At 71.4% G+C, this 15,743-nt stretch carries 18 protein-coding genes; 7 read left to right on the top strand and 11 right to left on the bottom strand.

Annotated features, from left to right (window positions below):
* Window positions 1-194 precede the first annotated feature (194 nt).
* The 5 genes from ACFQ0P_RS04785 to ACFQ0P_RS04805 all read right to left on the bottom strand — a co-directional run bounded on the left by ACFQ0P_RS04785 (window position 195) and on the right by ACFQ0P_RS04805 (window position 5,020).
* Window positions 195-650, bottom strand: coding sequence for a hotdog fold thioesterase (locus ACFQ0P_RS04785; protein WP_204980887.1), 456 nt, complete (start codon window positions 648-650; stop codon window positions 195-197).
* The gene (locus ACFQ0P_RS04790) at window positions 647-1,837 is read right to left on the bottom strand and encodes a bifunctional 2-methylcitrate synthase/citrate synthase (RefSeq protein WP_204980891.1); all 1,191 of its coding nucleotides are present in this window, start codon (window positions 1,835-1,837) and stop codon (window positions 647-649) included. Before ACFQ0P_RS04790 ends, ACFQ0P_RS04785 begins: the two co-directional genes overlap by 4 nt.
* An 18-nt stretch (window positions 1,838-1,855) precedes the next feature.
* Window positions 1,856-2,755, bottom strand: a complete 900-nt coding sequence (gene prpB, locus ACFQ0P_RS04795; RefSeq protein ID WP_204980893.1) for a methylisocitrate lyase — start codon at window positions 2,753-2,755, stop codon at window positions 1,856-1,858.
* Window positions 2,756-2,858: 103 nt separating this feature from the next.
* Window positions 2,859-4,385 carry an MmgE/PrpD family protein gene (locus ACFQ0P_RS04800; RefSeq protein ID WP_204980896.1) on the bottom strand — a complete coding sequence of 509 codons (1,527 nt, stop codon included), beginning with the start codon at window positions 4,383-4,385 and terminating at the stop codon, window positions 2,859-2,861.
* Window positions 4,386-4,393: 8 nt separating this feature from the next.
* The gene (locus tag ACFQ0P_RS04805) at window positions 4,394-5,020 is read right to left on the bottom strand and encodes a GntR family transcriptional regulator (protein ID WP_204980898.1); all 627 of its coding nucleotides are present in this window, start codon (window positions 5,018-5,020) and stop codon (window positions 4,394-4,396) included.
* A 188-nt stretch (window positions 5,021-5,208) separates the two neighbouring features.
* On the opposite strand from ACFQ0P_RS04805, the gene ACFQ0P_RS04810 reads away from it, so the two are divergent.
* From ACFQ0P_RS04810 to ACFQ0P_RS04825, 4 genes are read left to right on the top strand one after another with little or no spacing between them, the layout of a single operon-like run.
* Entirely contained in the window at window positions 5,209-6,132 is a 924-nt protein-coding gene (locus ACFQ0P_RS04810; protein ID WP_204980900.1) for an ABC transporter ATP-binding protein, read from the top strand.
* Window positions 6,129-7,748 (top strand): ABC transporter permease, encoded by a 1,620-nt coding sequence (locus ACFQ0P_RS04815; RefSeq protein ID WP_204980902.1) that lies wholly within the window; start codon window positions 6,129-6,131, stop codon window positions 7,746-7,748. The genes ACFQ0P_RS04810 and ACFQ0P_RS04815 overlap by 4 nt, the downstream gene beginning before the upstream one ends.
* 9 nt (window positions 7,749-7,757) lie before the next feature.
* Window positions 7,758-8,225, top strand: a complete 468-nt coding sequence (locus tag ACFQ0P_RS04820; RefSeq protein WP_204980904.1) for a GbsR/MarR family transcriptional regulator — start codon at window positions 7,758-7,760, stop codon at window positions 8,223-8,225.
* Window positions 8,226-8,235: 10 nt separating this feature from the next.
* Window positions 8,236-8,766, top strand: coding sequence for a ribonuclease H family protein (locus ACFQ0P_RS04825; RefSeq protein WP_204980906.1), 531 nt, complete (start codon window positions 8,236-8,238; stop codon window positions 8,764-8,766).
* 94 nt (window positions 8,767-8,860) lie between these two features.
* On the opposite strand, the gene ACFQ0P_RS04830 is transcribed toward ACFQ0P_RS04825, so the two are convergent.
* Together ACFQ0P_RS04830 and rlmN are read right to left on the bottom strand one after the other, a co-directional pair.
* Window positions 8,861-9,340 carry an NUDIX domain-containing protein gene (locus tag ACFQ0P_RS04830; RefSeq protein WP_204980908.1) on the bottom strand — a complete coding sequence of 160 codons (480 nt, stop codon included), beginning with the start codon at window positions 9,338-9,340 and terminating at the stop codon, window positions 8,861-8,863.
* 3 nt (window positions 9,341-9,343) lie between these two features.
* Window positions 9,344-10,588 carry a 23S rRNA (adenine(2503)-C(2))-methyltransferase RlmN gene (gene rlmN / locus ACFQ0P_RS04835; protein WP_204980909.1) on the bottom strand — a complete coding sequence of 415 codons (1,245 nt, stop codon included), beginning with the start codon at window positions 10,586-10,588 and terminating at the stop codon, window positions 9,344-9,346.
* Between the two features lie 58 nt (window positions 10,589-10,646).
* Between rlmN and ACFQ0P_RS04840 the strand changes: the two genes are divergently transcribed.
* Window positions 10,647-11,270, top strand: coding sequence for a hypothetical protein (locus ACFQ0P_RS04840; protein ID WP_204980910.1), 624 nt, complete (start codon window positions 10,647-10,649; stop codon window positions 11,268-11,270).
* A 19-nt stretch (window positions 11,271-11,289) separates the two neighbouring features.
* Complete coding sequence (locus tag ACFQ0P_RS04845) at window positions 11,290-11,928, top strand: LysE family translocator (RefSeq protein WP_204980911.1); 639 nt, start codon at window positions 11,290-11,292, stop codon at window positions 11,926-11,928.
* Between the two features lie 28 nt (window positions 11,929-11,956).
* Here the strand turns inward: ACFQ0P_RS04845 and ACFQ0P_RS04850 are convergent, their stop codons facing one another.
* The 4 genes from ACFQ0P_RS04850 to ACFQ0P_RS04865 form a co-directional block, all read right to left on the bottom strand.
* Window positions 11,957-12,334: a VOC family protein gene (locus tag ACFQ0P_RS04850; RefSeq protein WP_204980912.1), complete on the bottom strand. Its 378-nt coding sequence runs from the start codon at window positions 12,332-12,334 to the stop codon at window positions 11,957-11,959.
* Window positions 12,335-12,402: 68 nt separating this feature from the next.
* Window positions 12,403-13,239: an SDR family oxidoreductase gene (locus ACFQ0P_RS04855; protein ID WP_204980914.1), complete on the bottom strand. Its 837-nt coding sequence runs from the start codon at window positions 13,237-13,239 to the stop codon at window positions 12,403-12,405.
* Window positions 13,240-13,355: 116 nt separating this feature from the next.
* Window positions 13,356-14,132, bottom strand: a complete 777-nt coding sequence (locus tag ACFQ0P_RS04860) for an enoyl-CoA hydratase/isomerase family protein (protein WP_204980915.1) — start codon at window positions 14,130-14,132, stop codon at window positions 13,356-13,358.
* Window positions 14,133-14,140: 8 nt separating this feature from the next.
* Window positions 14,141-14,902 (bottom strand): SDR family NAD(P)-dependent oxidoreductase, encoded by a 762-nt coding sequence (locus ACFQ0P_RS04865; protein ID WP_204980918.1) that lies wholly within the window; start codon window positions 14,900-14,902, stop codon window positions 14,141-14,143.
* A gap of 108 nt (window positions 14,903-15,010) precedes the next feature.
* On the opposite strand from ACFQ0P_RS04865, the gene ACFQ0P_RS04870 reads away from it, so the two are divergent.
* On the top strand, window positions 15,011-15,733 hold the full coding sequence (locus ACFQ0P_RS04870) for a phosphotransferase (RefSeq protein ID WP_204980920.1): 723 nt from the start codon (window positions 15,011-15,013) through the stop codon (window positions 15,731-15,733).
* Window positions 15,734-15,743 lie beyond the last annotated feature (10 nt).

The raw sequence follows: 15,743 nt of genomic DNA on the forward strand, positions 1-15,743 counted from the left end.
GCTCATCTCCGTGGATGCCGCGGCTTGCGGCATCCACTTCGATCGATCCACGCGCAATCGCTTGCAGTCGTGCCCGACCCGCGTCAGGGAATCTGCCCGGGTCAGGACCACTCAGCCGGATTCCTCCTGACCGCAGCAGTTCTCCTGATCCGGGCGCGCCGCGTGCGCGCCCGGTCGGCGCCGTCGGGGCCGGGTCAGCCCCGCTCGCCGGCCGCGGCGTACGTCGAGCGCTGCTCGATCACGGCGAGCGTGCAGCGCGAGATGCACACGAGGCGCCCGGCCTCGTCGGTGATGCGGATCTCCCACACGTGCGAGCGCCGGCCGATCGCCGCCGGAGTCACGGTCGCCGTCACCCACCCGGACGAGACCGGCCGGATGTGGTTGGCGTTGATCTCCTGCCCGACCACGTGGAACCGCTCGCGATCCACGGCGAGGTGGCCCGCCCAGGACGCGAGGGTCTCGGCGAGGGCGACGGATGCTCCGCCGTGAAGCACGCCCGCAGGCTGCACGGTCCGGCTGTCGACCGGCATCCGTCCGACCAGCGCGTCGTCGCGCACCTCGGTGATCTCGATCCCGAGACTCTCGATCAGCGTGGACTCGGACATCGCGTTGAGCGCGATGCCGGACACGTCGCCGAACCAGACGCTCACTCCGCGGACTCCTCCGGGCGCTCCGCCGCGGCGGCGACCGCGGCATCCGGAACGTAGCCCTCGATGTGCCGCTCGTCGGGCCCGTTGTACTCCGACAGCGGACGGATGAGCGCGTTCGAGGCCAGCTGCTCCATGACGTGGGCCGTCCACCCGGTGACGCGCGCCGCGACGAACAGCGGCGTGAAGGTGAGCGTGTCGAAGCCCATCAGGTTGTACGCCGGACCCGACGGGTAGTCGAGGTTCGGGTAGATGCCCTTGCGCTCGACGAACTGGGACTCGAGCGCGTCGTAGAGGGCCGCGACATCCGGCCGGTCGTAGTGCTCGACGAGCGTGTCGAGGGCGGCCTTCATCGTCGGCACGCGCGAGTCGCCGCGCTTGTACACGCGGTGGCCGAATCCCATGATCTTGCGCTTCTCGGCGAGCGCCGCATCGAGCCACGGCCCGACGTTCTCGGCGCTGCCGATCTCGTCGAAGATGTGCAGCACGGCCTCGTTCGCCCCGCCGTGCAGGGGACCCTTGAGGGCGCCGATCGCGCCGACGACCGCGGAGTACAGGTCGCTGAGGGTGCTCGTGATCACCCGGGCCGTGAACGTCGAGGCGTTGAACGAGTGCTCGGCGTACAGGATCATCGAGCGGTTGAAGGCGTCGACGACCACGTCGTCGGCCTCCTCGCCGAAAGTCATCCACAGGAAGTTGGCCGAGTAGTCCAGGTCGTCTCGCGGGGCGATCGGCTGCTGGCCGCGGCGACGGCGCTGGCCGTACGCGACGATCGCCGGCAGGACCGCGAAGAGACGGATGCTGCGCGCCAGGTTCTCGTCGGCGCTCCCGCTCGCGTCCAGCACCGACCCGGTACCGGCGAGGTCGCGGGCGCCGATGAGGCTCACCGCGGTGCGTACCTCGTCCATCGGGTGCGCGTCGACCGGGACGAGGTCGATCGCGGCCCGGACATCGGCCGGAAGCCCGCGGTACTGGCGCTCGGTCGCACGAAGGTGCGCGAGCTGCACGTACGTCGGCAGCTCGCCGTGCCACAGCAGGTACGCGACGGCTTCGAACGGCTGGGTGGCCGCCAGCTCCTGCACGGGGTATCCGCGGTAGAGCAGCGAGTTCGTCTCGGGGTTGACCTTCGAGACCGCCGTGTGGTCGACGACCACGCCGGCGAGGCCCTTCTTGATGTCGGGTTCGGTCATTGCTCGCTCCTTCGCGGGTCAGCGCTGGATCTGGAAGTTGAAGACGTCCTGGTCGAAGTGGTTGTACTGCTCGTAGTCGATCAGATCGTAGAGGTCGGCGCGATGCTGCATCTCGCCGAGCTTCGAGGTGAGGTGTCCTTCGTCGTTCAGGGTGTCGAGGGCGCGGGATGCCGCTCCCATCGCGATCCGCAGCAGGGACACCGGCCAGATCACGATGTTGACGCCCACGTCCCGCAGCTGGTCGACGCTGAACAGGTCGGACTTCCCGAACTCGGTCATGTTCGCGAGGATCGGCACGTCGACCGCGGCCCGGACGGCGGCGAACTCCTCGAGCGAGCGCATCGCCTCGGGGAAGATCGCGTCGGCACCGGCATCCACCAGCGCCTTCGCGCGGTCGATCGCGGCATCCATCCCCTCCACCGCGCGGATGTCGGTGCGCGCCATGATCAGGAAGTTCGCGTCGCGCCGCGCGTCGGCGGCCGCGCGGATGCGCTTGATCGCGGTGTCTTCGTCGACGACGGACTTGCCGTCGAGGTGGCCGCAGCGCTTGGGGTTGATCTGATCCTCGATGTGGGTGCCGGCCAGGCCGGCGTCCTCGAGCGTCTGGATCGTGCGCGCGACGTTCATCGGCTCGCCGAAGCCGGTGTCGGCGTCGATGATCGCCGGCAGGTCGGTCATGCGCGCGATCTGCTGACCCCGGCCGGCGACCTCGGTGAGCGTCGTGAGACCGATGTCGGGCAGCCCGAGGTCGGCCGAGAGCACGGCGCCCGAGATGTAGACGCCCTCGAATCCCTTTCGCTCGATGAGCCGCGCGCTGAGGGGGTTGAAGGCGCCCGGGAAGCGCAGCAGCTCACCCGAGGCCAGCCGCTCGCGGAAGGCCCGCCGCTTCTCGTGCGCCGGAACGGTCGAGTACAGCATCAGCGGGCGCCTTGTCGTGAAACGGTGGGGAGAAACTCGCATGCTGCGGCCGCCAAAGCGTTCACGAGGCCCATTTCTCCTACCGCTTTCACCGAGCACGGCATCAGAACAGGCCCTTCGGGGCGGGCGCCGAGGCCAGGACCCCGAACTCGGCCACGATCGTGAGCTGCTGCACCTCTTCGGGTGTGAGCTCGGGCAGGCGCTCGGCGAGGCCGAGGAAGCGCTCGATCTCGTCCGCCGACAGCACCGGCTCGGCGAGGAGGCGGAACTTGCGGATGTAATCCTCGCGTGCGAAGGGGCGTGCGCCGAGCGGGTGGGCGTCGGCGACGGCGATCTCGTCCTCGATGGTCTCGCCGTTGGTCAGGCGGATGACCACGCGCCCGCCGAAGGCCTTCTCGTTCGGGTCCTCCGAGTGGTAGCGGCGCGTCCACTCCTCGTCTTCGGCGGTGGTGATCTTGTGCCACAGCGCGACGGTGTCCTCGCGGCCCGCACGCTCGGGCGTGTAGGAGTCGACGTGGTGCCACCCGCCGTCCTGCAGCGCGACCGCGAAGATGTACGGGATCGAGTGGTCGAGCGTCTCGCGCGATGCGGTCGGGTCGTACTTCTGCGGGTCGTTCGCGCCCGAGCCGATGACGTAGTGCGTGTGGTGCGACGTGTGCAGCACGATCGACTCGACGTTGGCCGGGTCGATCAGCTCCGGGTGCTCGCCGTGCAGCCGGCGGGCCAGGTCGATCCAGGCCTGCGCCTGATACTCCGCCGAGTGCTCCTTGGTGTAGGAGTCGAGGATGCCGCGCTTGGCCTCGCCCGCGGCGGGCAGCGGCACGTCGTACGAGGCATCCGGTCCGTCGAGCATCCACGCGATGACGCCGTCCTCGCCCTCGTAGATGGGGCTCGGCGACGTCTCGCCGCGCATCGCGCGGTCGACGGCCTCGACGGCCATCTTCCCGGCGAAGGCCGGCGCGTGCGCCTTCCAGGTCGAGATCTCGCCCTTGCGCGACTGGCGCGTCGCGGTGGTGGTGTGGAGGGCCTGGCCGACGGCCTGGTAGATCGTCTCGACGTCGAGGCCGAGCAGCGTGCCGATGCCCGCGGCAGCCGAGGGCCCGAGGTGGGCGACGTGGTCGATCTTGTGCTTGTGGAGGCAGATCGCGCGTACGAGGTCGATCTGGATCTCGTAGCCGGTCGCGAGCCCGCGCACGAGCGCGGCACCGTCGGCCCCGACGTGCTGCGCGACGGCGAGGATCGGCGGGATGTTGTCGCCGGGGTGCGAGTAGTCCGCGGCGAGGAAGGTGTCGTGGTAGTCGAGCTCGCGCACGGCGACGCCGTTCGCCCACGCCGCCCACTCGGGCGACGTGCGGCGGTCCAGCGCACAGCCGAACACCGTCGCGCCCGCGCCGCCGACCGACACGGCGTGGTCGAGAGCCTGCTGGCGCGCGGCGCTCACGGGCGCGCGGGTGAGGGATGCCGCGGCCACCGCGGCGTTGTCGATGACGCGGTTGATGATCATGTCCACGACGTCGGGGTCGACCGCGACCGGATCGGCGGCGACCTCCGCGATGTGCCAGGCGAGCTGTCCCTCTCGCGCGAGGTTCTCTTCGCTGCGGTGGACCCGCAGGTGGTGGATGACGGTCATGATCGGTCCTAACTGATCGATTCGAGGATGTTCGTGAGCGCGTTGTGGAGGTGCACGTGCGTGGCGTGCGCCGCCAGGTCGGCGTCGCGCGCGGCGAGTGCCGACGCGATGAGGCGGTGCTCGCGGACGGATGCCGTGAGCCGTTCGGGGTTGTCGCGCGCGAGCCGTCGCACGCGGACGAGGTGGGTGCGGACGGTGCGCAGCGCGGCCGTGAGGTAGTCGTTGGCGACGGCCGCGTCGAGTTCGCGGTCGAAGCGGGCGATGAGGCGGTAGTAGGCCTCGCGTCCGTCGGGGCCGGCGAGGTCGGCCGTGGCGAACTCGCGCTCGAGCTCGGCGAAGGCGGCGGCATCCCCGCGCTGCGCGGCGAGGCGGGCCGCGGACTCCTCGAGGGCGCGCCGCACCTCGAAGATCTCGCGGATGTCGTCGGCGTCGATCGGGGTGACGACGGTGACGCGAGGCGACTGCTGAGCGACGAGGCCGTCGGCGGCGAGGCGCCCGAGCGCTTCGCGCAATGGCGTGCGGCTGACGCCGAGGCGTGCCGCCTGCTCGACTTCGCCGAGCACGGTTCCCGGGGGAAGCGCCCCGTCCTGGATCTCGTCGAGGAGGGTCGCGTACGCGCGGTCGCTTGCTCGCATACGTACCTCCTCGATCCCGAAGCGCATCTATTGTATACACAAAGGGCATGCAATGGCACCAGCGGCCGTGCCGTCTCGCTCATTCGTATACAAACCGCCGTCGCGACCGATGCGAGCCCACCGATCGCCGCGTGAGGATTCCGTTTGGAATATTCACAAAGTTGTGAAATCGATGTAGCGTCCGGACCATGACCACTGTCATCCGCACGAGCGGCCTCACCAAGCACTACGGCCGCGTCCACGCCCTCGACGGCCTCGACCTCGAGGTGGGTGGCGGCCAGATCCACGGCTTCCTCGGCCCCAACGGTGCGGGGAAGTCCACGACGATCCGCGTCCTCCTCGGGCTCGCGCGGAAGACGGGGGGCGAGGCATCCGTCTTCGGCGGCGATCCGTGGCGAGACGCGGTCGCCCTGCACCGGCGCATCGCGTACGTGCCCGGCGACGTGAGCGTCTGGCCGAATCTCTCCGGCGGCGAGGCGATCGACCTGATGGCACGACTGCGCGGCGCTCACCGGAACGACCCCGTCTACCGCGACGAGAAGGAGCGTCTCTCGGAGACGTTCCAGTTCGACCCGCGGAAGAAGGGCCGGGCGTATTCGAAGGGCAACCGACAGAAGGTCGCGCTCATCGCGGCGTTCGCGGTGCCCGCCGAGCTGTACATCCTCGACGAGCCGACGAGCGGCCTCGACCCGCTCATGGACGTGATGTTCCGCCGTGAGATCCTGCGCGTGCGCGAGGCCGGGGCGACGGTCCTGCTGTCCAGCCACATCCTCTCGGAGGTCGAGCAGCTCTGCGACCGGGTCTCGATCATCCGGGCGGGCCGCATCGTCGAGTCGGGCACTCTCGCCGAGCTGCGTCACCTCACGCGCACCGAGATCTCGTTCGAGGGGACGGATGCCGCGGCCGCCGCCGCCATCCCCGGGGCCCACGACGTCGCCGCCGACGAGGGTCGCGTGCGCCTCACCGTCGACAGCGACGCCGTCGCCGGCGTGCTCCCCGAGCTGGCGCGCCGGAACGTCACGGGTCTGAGGGTCGCTCCGCCGTCGCTCGAGGAGCTCTTCCTCCGTCACTACGGCGACGACCTCGCCGCACTCGAGGGCAACGGGCGATGACGAGGCTCCTCCTTCTCCTCGGCCAGCGCGCGCGCCGCGACGCGGTGCAGATCGCGCTGTGGGCGGTGGGCACCGGCCTGCTCGCGTATGTCTCGTACGTGGGGGTCGTCGGCACGTACGGCGACGAGCAGGACCGCGCCTCGCTGCTGGCGGCGGCGCTCGCCAACCCCGTGATCCTGCTCTTCCGCGGCCTCCCGTCGGGCGCGGACGAGGGCGCCTTCATGGTGTTCCTGATCTTCCCCTGGCTGGCGATCCTCGCGGCGTTCATGAGCACGTTCCTCGCTGTGCGCCACACACGAGGCGACGAGGAGTCGGGGCGCGCTGAGCTCGTCGCTGCGACCCCGGCCGCCCGGAGCCTGCCGATCCTCGCGACGGCGCTGCACGGCATCCTCGCGAACCTCCTGCTGGGCGCCCTCGTCGCCGCTGCCTTCCTCGCGGTCGGCCTGCCCGCCGCCGGCGCCCTGCTGGCCGGCGTCGCGGTCGGCGGGGTCGGAATCGTCTTCCTCGGCGTCGGGCTGATCGCGGCGCAGCTGCTGCGCACCTCCCGCGGTGCCAACAGCCTCGCGGTGTGGACACTCGTGGTCACGTTCGTCGTCGCCGGCCTCGGCAACGCGATCGGCACCCCCAGCGATGACCTCACCCGCATGGAGAGCTCATGGCTGGCCTGGGTCTCTCCGTTCGGCTGGGGAGAGAACACCCGTGCGTTCGACGAGGACCTGTGGTGGCCCGCGCTGCTGTGCCTCGGGGTCGGGCTCGCGCTCGCCGCGACCTCCATCGCGCTCGCGTCGGCGCGCGACCTCGGCGGCAGCTTCCTCGCGGAGCGACGCGGCCCGGCCGCGGCATCCGCTCTCCTGTCGAGCCCGATCGGGCTGGTGTGGCGGCTCACGCGCGGCGCCGTGCTCGGGTGGGCCGTGGGCGGTCTCCTCGTCGGCGTGCTGTCGACCTCGCTCGCCTCGATCGTCCAGGAGGTCGGGGCGTCGAACCCCGCCGTCGAGGAGATCCTGAAGCAGATCTCCGGACAGGGGAGCGTCGAGCAGGGCACCGTCACGACCTTCTTCACGATGCTCGGCGTCTTCGCCGCGTGCGCCGCGGTGCAGACGGTGTGCCGCGCACGCCAGGAGGAGGCCCACGGCACCGCCGAGCCCCTTCTCGCCGCCCCCGTCGGCCGGGTCCGCTGGCTTGCGGACTACCTCGTCGTCGCGCTCATCGGCATCGTCCTGGTCATCGCCGCGGCGATCGCGGGCGCCGCGCTCGGCATCGCCGCGCAGGACGGCGACCCCGACCTCATGCAGACGGTGGTCGTCACCGGCGCGGGGCAGGTGGCCGCGGCATCCGTCTTCCTCGTCGTGACCGCGCTCGCGTTCGTGCTCGCGCCGCGGCTCACGATCCCGCTCGGCTGGACGCTCGTGCTGGTCGCGATGGTCCTCGGGCTGTTCGGTCCGCTGTTCCAGTTCCCCGAGTGGCTCGTGCACCTCTCGCCGATCGCCGTCACGCCCCTCGTGGACGGCTCGGACGTCGATCTGCGCGGGCTGTGGTGGCTCCTGCTCGCGACGGGCGTGGGGGCCGCGGCATCCCTCGCCCTCATGCGGCGCCGCGAGCTCGCGGCGGCGGGTTAGGGTCGGCGCATGGCGGATCATCCCGGCACCGGCCCGGCCGAGCAGGCCGCGGCCCTGCTGGCGGCGGCGGGCATGGCGCGCATGCCCGCCCGCGTCATGATGGCCCTGGTCGGATCGCCGGACGAGGGATACACCGCTGCCGAGCTCGCCGAGCGGCTCGGCGTCTCGGCCGCCGCGGTGTCGGGGGCGGTGCGGTACCTCGTGTCCATGCGGCTCATCCAGCGGGTGTCCACGCCCGGCGAGCGCCGCGACCGCTACGACCTCGTCGACGACGCCTGGGCCGGCATGATCGCGGTGAACGCGCCGATGTACTCGGCGCTCGCCGCGGCGATGGACGACATCGCCGACGAGAACACGGATGCCCCGGCATCCGTCGCCCGCGCCCGCGACGTCGCGGACTTCCTGCGGTATCTCGCAGAGCGGATGCCGCGCCTGGCCGACGAGTGGCGGTCCGAACGGGCGGCCGGTCGCCGGTAGCCTTGCCCGAGTGACCGACGCCTCCCGCTACACCGTGGCCACCGACGGCGCCTGCAAGGGCAACCCCGGACCGACCGGCTGGGCGTGGGTCGGCGAGGACGGCCACTGGGCTGCCGGTTCGCTGGTCTCCGGAACGAACAACATCGGCGAGCTGCTGGGCCTGCTCAAGGCCATCGAGGACCACCGGGACGTCGAGCACCTCATCGTGCAGGCCGACTCGAAGTATGCGATCGACACCTACACGAAGTGGATGGACGGCCACCGTCGCCGCGGCTGGAAGACCTCGACCGGCGCCCCGACGAAGAACGTCGACATCCTCGAGCAGCTGATCGCCGCACGCGACGCGCGGCGGGCGGCGGGTCTCCCCGACGTCGTGCTCGAGCACGTGCGCGGCCACTCCGGCCACGTGCTCAACGCCTGGGCCGACGAGCGCGCGGTGCGGGCGTCGGAGCACGCGGCCAAGGGCGTGGAGAGCGCGTGGTCCTCGCTCGGCGCGCAGGACCGGATCGACGTCTCGACCGCGCCGAAGAACGGGCGCTGAGCCCGCCGCAACTTCGCAGAATCGCTCGGCGTCCGCATCCATCGGCCCCGAATCCGCGCAATCGGGGCGGATCTGCGAATCTCGCACGGTGGCGTCAGCGGGATGCCTCGGCCAGCCGCTCCTCGAGCGCGTCCAGCGCCGCGCGCTGGCCCTTCACGAGCCTGCCGCGGGCCTCGGGCAGCGGCATCCACTCGGCACGATCGACCTCGGGGAACGACGCGGTGCGACCCGAGCGCGGTGGCCACTCGAGCTCGAACTCGCCGAACGCGAACTCGCCCGGGTCGAACCCGGCGCCGTCGACGACGAACACCGTGATGCGCTTGCCGGAGGAGTATGCCCACGTTCCGAGCTCGGCGTAGGGCTCGGCCGGCGGCGCGACGCCGAGCTCCTCTTCGAACTCCCGCCGGGCGGCGTCGAGGGCGGGTTCGGAGTCGGGGTCGTACTCGCCCTTGGGGATCGACCAGGCACCCTCGTCCTTGGCCGCCCAGTACGGACCGCCCATGTGCGCGATGAAGACCTCGGTGCCGGTCGGCGACACCCGGTAGAGCAGGAGCCCGGCGCTGTGCACCGGCACGGGTCAGACCTCGAGCGGCGTCGCGGCGGCGACGGCCTGGTCGTCCTCTGTGGCGACCAGCTGGCCGCACGCCCCGTCGATCTCCTTGCCGCGGGTGTCGCGCAGGGTGGTGGGGACTCCCGCCTCGTTGAGCCGGCGCACGAACTCGTTCTGCACGTCGACCTCGGAGGCCGTCCAGATCGAACCCGGCGTCGGGTTGAGCGGGATCGGGTTGACGTGCACCCACCCCCGGCCGCGCGCGTTGAGCTTCTCGGCGAGCAGGTCGGCGCGCCACGCGTGGTCGTTCATGTCCTTGATGAGCGCGTACTCGATCGACACCCGGCGACCGGTCTTGTCGAAGTAGGCGCGGGCGGCGTCGAGCGCCTCGTCGACCTTCCAGCGCGAGTTCACGGGGATGAGCTCGTCGCGGAGGCGGTCGTCGGGCGCGTGCAGCGACAGGGCGAACGTGACCGGGATGTCCTCGTTCGCGAGCTTGGTGATCGCGGGCACGAGCCCCACCGTCGACACGGTGATGCCGCGGGCGCTCATGCCGAGGCCGTGGTCCTTGTCGGTCATGACCCGGATGGCCTGCATCACGCGCGCGTAGTTCGCGAGCGGCTCGCCCATGCCCATGAAGACGATGTTCGACACGCGCTCGGCGGAGTGGTCGTCGCGCTTCTTGCCGCCGAGGCCGCCGTCGGCGATGAGGCGGTTGGCGCGCACGATCTGCTCGATGATCTCGGCCGCCGACATGTTGCGGGTCAGACCCGCCTGGCCGGTCGCGCAGAAGGGGCAGTTCATGCCGCACCCGGCCTGGCTCGACACGCACAGCGTGATGCGGCCGGGGTAGCGCATGAGCACCGACTCGACGAGTGCGCCGTCGTGCAGCTTCCACAGGAACTTGATCGTGTCGCCGCGGTCGGTCTCGAGGCGGCGCACCTCGGTCAGCAGCGGCGGCAGCATCCCGTGCACGAACTCCTCCCGGCCGGCGGCCGGCAGATCGGTCATCTCGGCGGGGTCGTGCGTCCAGTGCTGGAAGTAGTGCTTCTCGAGCTGCTTGGCGCGGAAACCGGGGAGCCCGAGCTCCTTCACCTTCTCGACGCGCAGCTCGGGCGTGAGATCGGCCAGGTGCACCGGGGGCTTGCCGCGCTTCGGAGAGGCGAACTGCAGGAGCGGGCGGCCTTCGGCATCCTTCTGCTGCGTCCAGCCCTCGGTCGCGGGACGCACCTGACGGGGCTTGGTGGTGCGAACGGGGGGCTGGTCGGTCATCCTTCGAGGGTAGAGGACGGACCTGAACGGCGTCCCGATCAGGACTACCGTGGTGTTCGTGGACGTCGCGACGATGCGGACGGGCGCTCTGCGGCGCCCGCTCTCGCGCCGCGCCGCCGTCTGGTACGCCGCGTTCGCGGGTGCGGTGATCCTCGCGCTCGCGGTCCTCGTCCTGGTGCGGATGCTGCAGCCGCCCGCACCGGCAGACCCGGGGCGGGCGGTCCTCTCGCCCGCGGTGCGCGATGCGCGCGCGGCCTACGCCCTCGCGTGGGACGCCGACACGGTGCCGCTGCTGCACATCCCCCTCGACGGCTCGTTCGGGCGCTACATCGACCTCCCCTCGTCGGTCGACGTGCCCGATTTCCCCGCCACGGGGACGGTCGAGTGGGCCTACCCGCTGGGGAGGTACTTCGGCTGGGAGCTGTGGATCGGCGGCGCGTCCGTCGGCGGCAGAGGTCTGCAGCGCGAGCACTGCATCGCCGCGCTCCGCAACGACGACGTGCGGATGCGATGCGTCCCCGCGGAGCGACGGGCGCTGAGCGCGCTGCTGGTGTCGGTGCCGTACGCATCGATCGCCCCCGAGGACCGTCCGGTCGGCATGGACCCCGGACAGCGCCTGGGCTTCTGGTGGCGCATCGACCGCTCGGTGGCGGTGGTCCTGGGCGACGATCCCGACCGCTGACGAGGACTATCGTGTGCTCGTGGTCCCTCCCGAGAACCTGCTCGCCTTCACCCTGGCCGCGGTCGTCCTGATCGTGATCCCGGGTCCGAGCGTGCTGTTCACGATCGGGCGCGCGCTCGCCCTCGGCCGGATCGGAGGACTCCTGAGCGTGCTCGGCAACGCCCTCGGGCTGCTGCCTGTGATCGGACTGGTCGCGCTCGGGGTCGGCGGCGTCGTGGCGCAGTCGATCGTCCTGTTCACCATCGTCAAGGTCGCGGGCGCCGGATACCTGATCTACCTCGGGGTGCAGGCGATCCGCCATCGCTACCGGGCGGCCGAGCAGGCGTCCGGAGCGCTTCCGTCCCGGTCGGCCTGGCGCCAGCTCGGCGAGGGGTTCGTCGTCGGCATCACGAATCCGAAGACGATCGCGTTCTTCGTCGCCGTGCTCCCCCAGTTCGTCGACCTGTCGGCCGGGGCCGTCCCCCTGCAGATGATCCAGCTCGGCCTCGTCTTCTTCGGGATCGCCCTCGTCTCGGACGGCGCGTGGGCGCTCGCGGCCGCCGGCGCGCGATCGTGGTTCGGCCGCTCGCCGAAGCGCATCGCCCGGCTCTCGGCTACCGGCGGCGGGCTCATGATCGGGCTCGGCGGCATCCTGCTGTTCACCGGCGGCGAGCACTGACGTCGCCGGGCTCGCGGGCCGCGGCTGTTCAGGATGAGGGGACGGATGCCTCGGCTCCGAGATTGACGAGATTCCCGTCCGGATCGCGCACCTGCGCGACGCGCTCGCCCCACGGCATGTCGGCGGGTTCCTGCACCGACGAGCCGCCCGCGTTCGTCCAACTCGCGTGGACGGCGTCGACGTCGTCGACGTAGAACCAGAGCGCGATGCGGTCGCCCGCGGGCGGTGTGTCGGCGTCGTGGCCGATCCCGAGCGACGCCGCCCCGACGGACAGCGCGATGTAGTCCTCCTCGCCCTCGTCGCCGAACCGGTAGGTGATGCGCGCGGCCAGGGCATCCTCGTAGAAGCGCACGAGCCGGGGGAGGTCGCGCGTGAGCAGGATCGGAAAGAGGCTGTGCACCGCCACGCGGCCACCCTACGCCGCGGCATCCGTCCCCACACCCGCGCGGCCCGCGCGCGGGCCGCGCGGAAGGCTCAGAGGAAGATGTCGGGGAAGAGCTGGTCGTCGGGCGTGCCCGGGACGGCGGCGTAGCGCGAGAAGTCCTCGACGCCGGCGGCGCGCAGCACGTCCTCGACGATGAGGCTCTGCCCGGTGTACTCGCGCGACGGCTGCACGAGGACCTCGTACGCGGCATCCGCGTAGATCTCCGGCGTGCGGCTGACCTTCATCATCGCGTCGCCGCCGAGCGCGAACTGCACGGCGGCGGTCGCGATCGTCGTCGCGGGCCACAGCGTGTTGGCCGCGATGCCGAGCGGGCCGAACTCCGCCGCCATGCCGAGCGTCGCCATGGTCATGCCGTACTTCGCCAGCGTGTACCCGGTGTGCGCGCCGAGCCACTTCGGCGACAGGTTGAGCGGCGGCGAGAGCGACAGGATGTGCGGGTTGGCGGCATCCTTCAGGATCGGCGCGGCCGTGCGGCTGAGCATGAAGGTGCCGCGCACGTTGACGTCCTGCATGAGGTCGTACTTCTTCGCGGGGAGGTCGAGCGAGCGCGACAGGTCGATCACGGAGGCGTTGTTGACGACGATGTCGATGCCGCCGAACTCGCCCTGCGTCTTGAGCACGGCTTCGGTGACGTCGTCGTCGCTGCGCACGTCGCCGACGATCGGCAGCGCTCGACCCCCGGCGGCCCGGATCTGCTCGGCCGCCGAGTGCACGGTGCCCTCGAGCTTGGGGTGAGGGGTGTCGGTCTTCGCCAGCAGCGCGACGTTCGCGCCGTCGCGGGCGGCCCGCAGGGCGATCGCCAGGCCGATGCCGCGGCTGCCGCCGGACATGAGGATCGTCTTGCCGGCGAGGGTGTTCTCACTCATCTCGGTTTCCTTTCGGGCGTCTCGTTGTCGAGATCGCGGTTTCTCGTCGAGGCCGCATGTTGTTCACGTCGACGACGGGGTTGCTCGGCGAGGTCGCGGCTTCTCGACGTCGAGCGTCAGGAACGGGACTTGGTGGATGCCGCGGCGAACGCGGCGACGCGGACGCGGGACTCCTCGGTCTCGAAGCGGGCGCCGATCGACCGGGCCTCGTCGTCGAGGTTCTCGGCGAACGGGCGATCGGCGCCGACCCGGACGAGGCGCTTGGCCTGCCCGAATGCCGCGGTGGCACCGGCGATCCAGAAGTCGGCGATCTCGTCGGCCCGGACGGGCAGCCGGTCGAGCGGAACCACCTCCGTGACGAGTCCCCAGTCGAGCGCGGTCTCGGCGTCGATCGTGGTGTCCTGCAGGAGCAGCCGCAGCGCGCGGCGCTGGCCGATCGCGGCCGGAAGCAGCGTCGAGACGCCGAGGTCGGGGGTCAGCCCGATGTTGGCGTACTTGCTGACGAACTTCGCCGAGTCGGCGGCGACGATGTAGTCGGCCGTGAGCATCAGTCCGAGACCGCCGCCGGCGACGGCGCCCTGCACCGCCGCGACGATCGGCTTGTCGGAGAGCGCGAGAGTTCGGATGCCGTCGTGGATGACCTCGGCCATCGCGGTGACGTCCGCCCCGGCCGCGCCCGAGGTCGCCATGGCGACGACGTCGCCGCCGGCGCAGAAGGCCGGGCCTGCGGCATCCAGGATCACGGCCCCGACCGAGGCGTCCTCGGTGACGGCGTGCGCGATGTCTCGCCAGCGGCCGCCCATCTCGAAATCCATCGCGTTGAGGGATGCCGGTCGGTTGAACGTGATGCGGGCGAGCCCGCCGGCGACGTGGAGGAGGATCGATTCGCTCACTGTGCTCCTTACTTGGGGGCCATGCGGATCGCGCCGTCGAGGCGGATGGTCTCGCCGTTGAGATAGCCGTTGGCGACGATCGCCATGACGAGGTCGGCGTACTCGTCGGGCCGGCCGAGACGCTGCGGGTAGGGCACCTGCTGGCCGAGGGAGTCCTGCGCGGCCTGGGGCAGGCCCATCAGCATCGGCGTCTCCATGATCCCGGGCGCGATCGTCACGACACGGATCGCGTACCGGGCGAGCTCGCGCGCGACCGGGAGGGTCATCGCGTGCACGCCCCCCTTGCTGGCGGCGTAGGCGGGCTGCCCGATCTGCCCGTCGAACGCCGCCACGCTCGCCGTGTTGACGATGACGCCGCGGTCGCCGTCGGCCGTCGGCTCGGTGCGGGCCATCGCCGCGGCCGCCTGGGACAGGACGTTGTACGTGCCGAACAGGTTGACCCGCACGATGCGCTCGAACCCTTCGAGCGGCGTCGGGGTCCCGTCGCGGTCGAGCACCTTCGCCGGGGGTGCGATGCCGGCGCAGTTGACGGCCACCCGCAGCGGGGCGGTGGATGCCGCGACCTCGACGGCCGCGGACACCTGGGCGACGTCGGTGACGTCGGCGGCCGCGAACGCGCCGCCGAGCTCGGCCGCGACGTCGGCCCCGGCAGAGCCCGGCAGGTCGACGATCGTGACGGCGGCACCGGCCGCCGCGAGACGACGCGCGGTCGCGAGGCCGAGGCCGCTGGCGCCGCCCGTGACGAGGGCCGAGGAGCCGGAGAGGTCCATGCGTTCTCCTTCGAACTGCCGAGACATTGCATCCCACTCTAGGCGGGACTCAGTCTCACGCGTGAACGGGATGCCACGCCCAGCGTAGTCCGCGGGCATCATGGTCGCATGACGATCCCCGCGGCGCCCGTCGACGTCCCGGCGCGCGTGCGCGAGCTCGCGGGGCGCGCCGCGGTGGTCTCGGTGTGGCGCAACAACCAGGGCGGCCTGACCTTCCGGACCGACGACGAGCGGTTCATCAAGCACGGCCCGCGCAACGACGAGTCCTCGTTCGCGGACGAGGCAGAGCGCCTGGCATGGGCTGGTGGATATGTGCGGGTGCCGGAGGTGCTCGAGTCCGGCGGCGACGACCGGTACGAGTGGCTCGTCACGCGCGCCCTGCCCGGCGAGAGCGCCGTCGCGACGAAGTGGGTCGCCCGTCCGGCGGTTGCCGTCCGCGCCGTGGGCGAGGGTCTGCGCGCGCTCCACGACGCGCTCCCTGTGGACGACTGCCCCTTCGACTGGGGCGTGCCCCACCGCATCGCGCACGCGGCGGGCCGCGGCATCCACGTCCCGTCGTCGCTGCTCGACCCGCCGCCGATCGATCGCCTCGTGGTGTGCCACGCCGACGCGTGCTGCCCGAACACGCTCATCGACGACGGCCGGTGGTCGGCGCACGTCGACCTGGGCGCGCTCGGGGTGGGCGACCGCTGGGCCGACATCGCCGTGGCGTCGATGAGCACCGAGTGGAACTACGGTCCCGGGTGGGAGGATGCCCTCATCGAGGCGTACGGGGTCGATCCCGATCGCGAGCGCCTCGCCTACTACCGGGAGCTCTGGAACGCCACATGACGGACCGCGA

The organism is Microbacterium insulae (genome assembly GCF_042677065.1).
GTDB classification, from domain to species: domain Bacteria; phylum Actinomycetota; class Actinomycetes; order Actinomycetales; family Microbacteriaceae; genus Microbacterium; species Microbacterium insulae.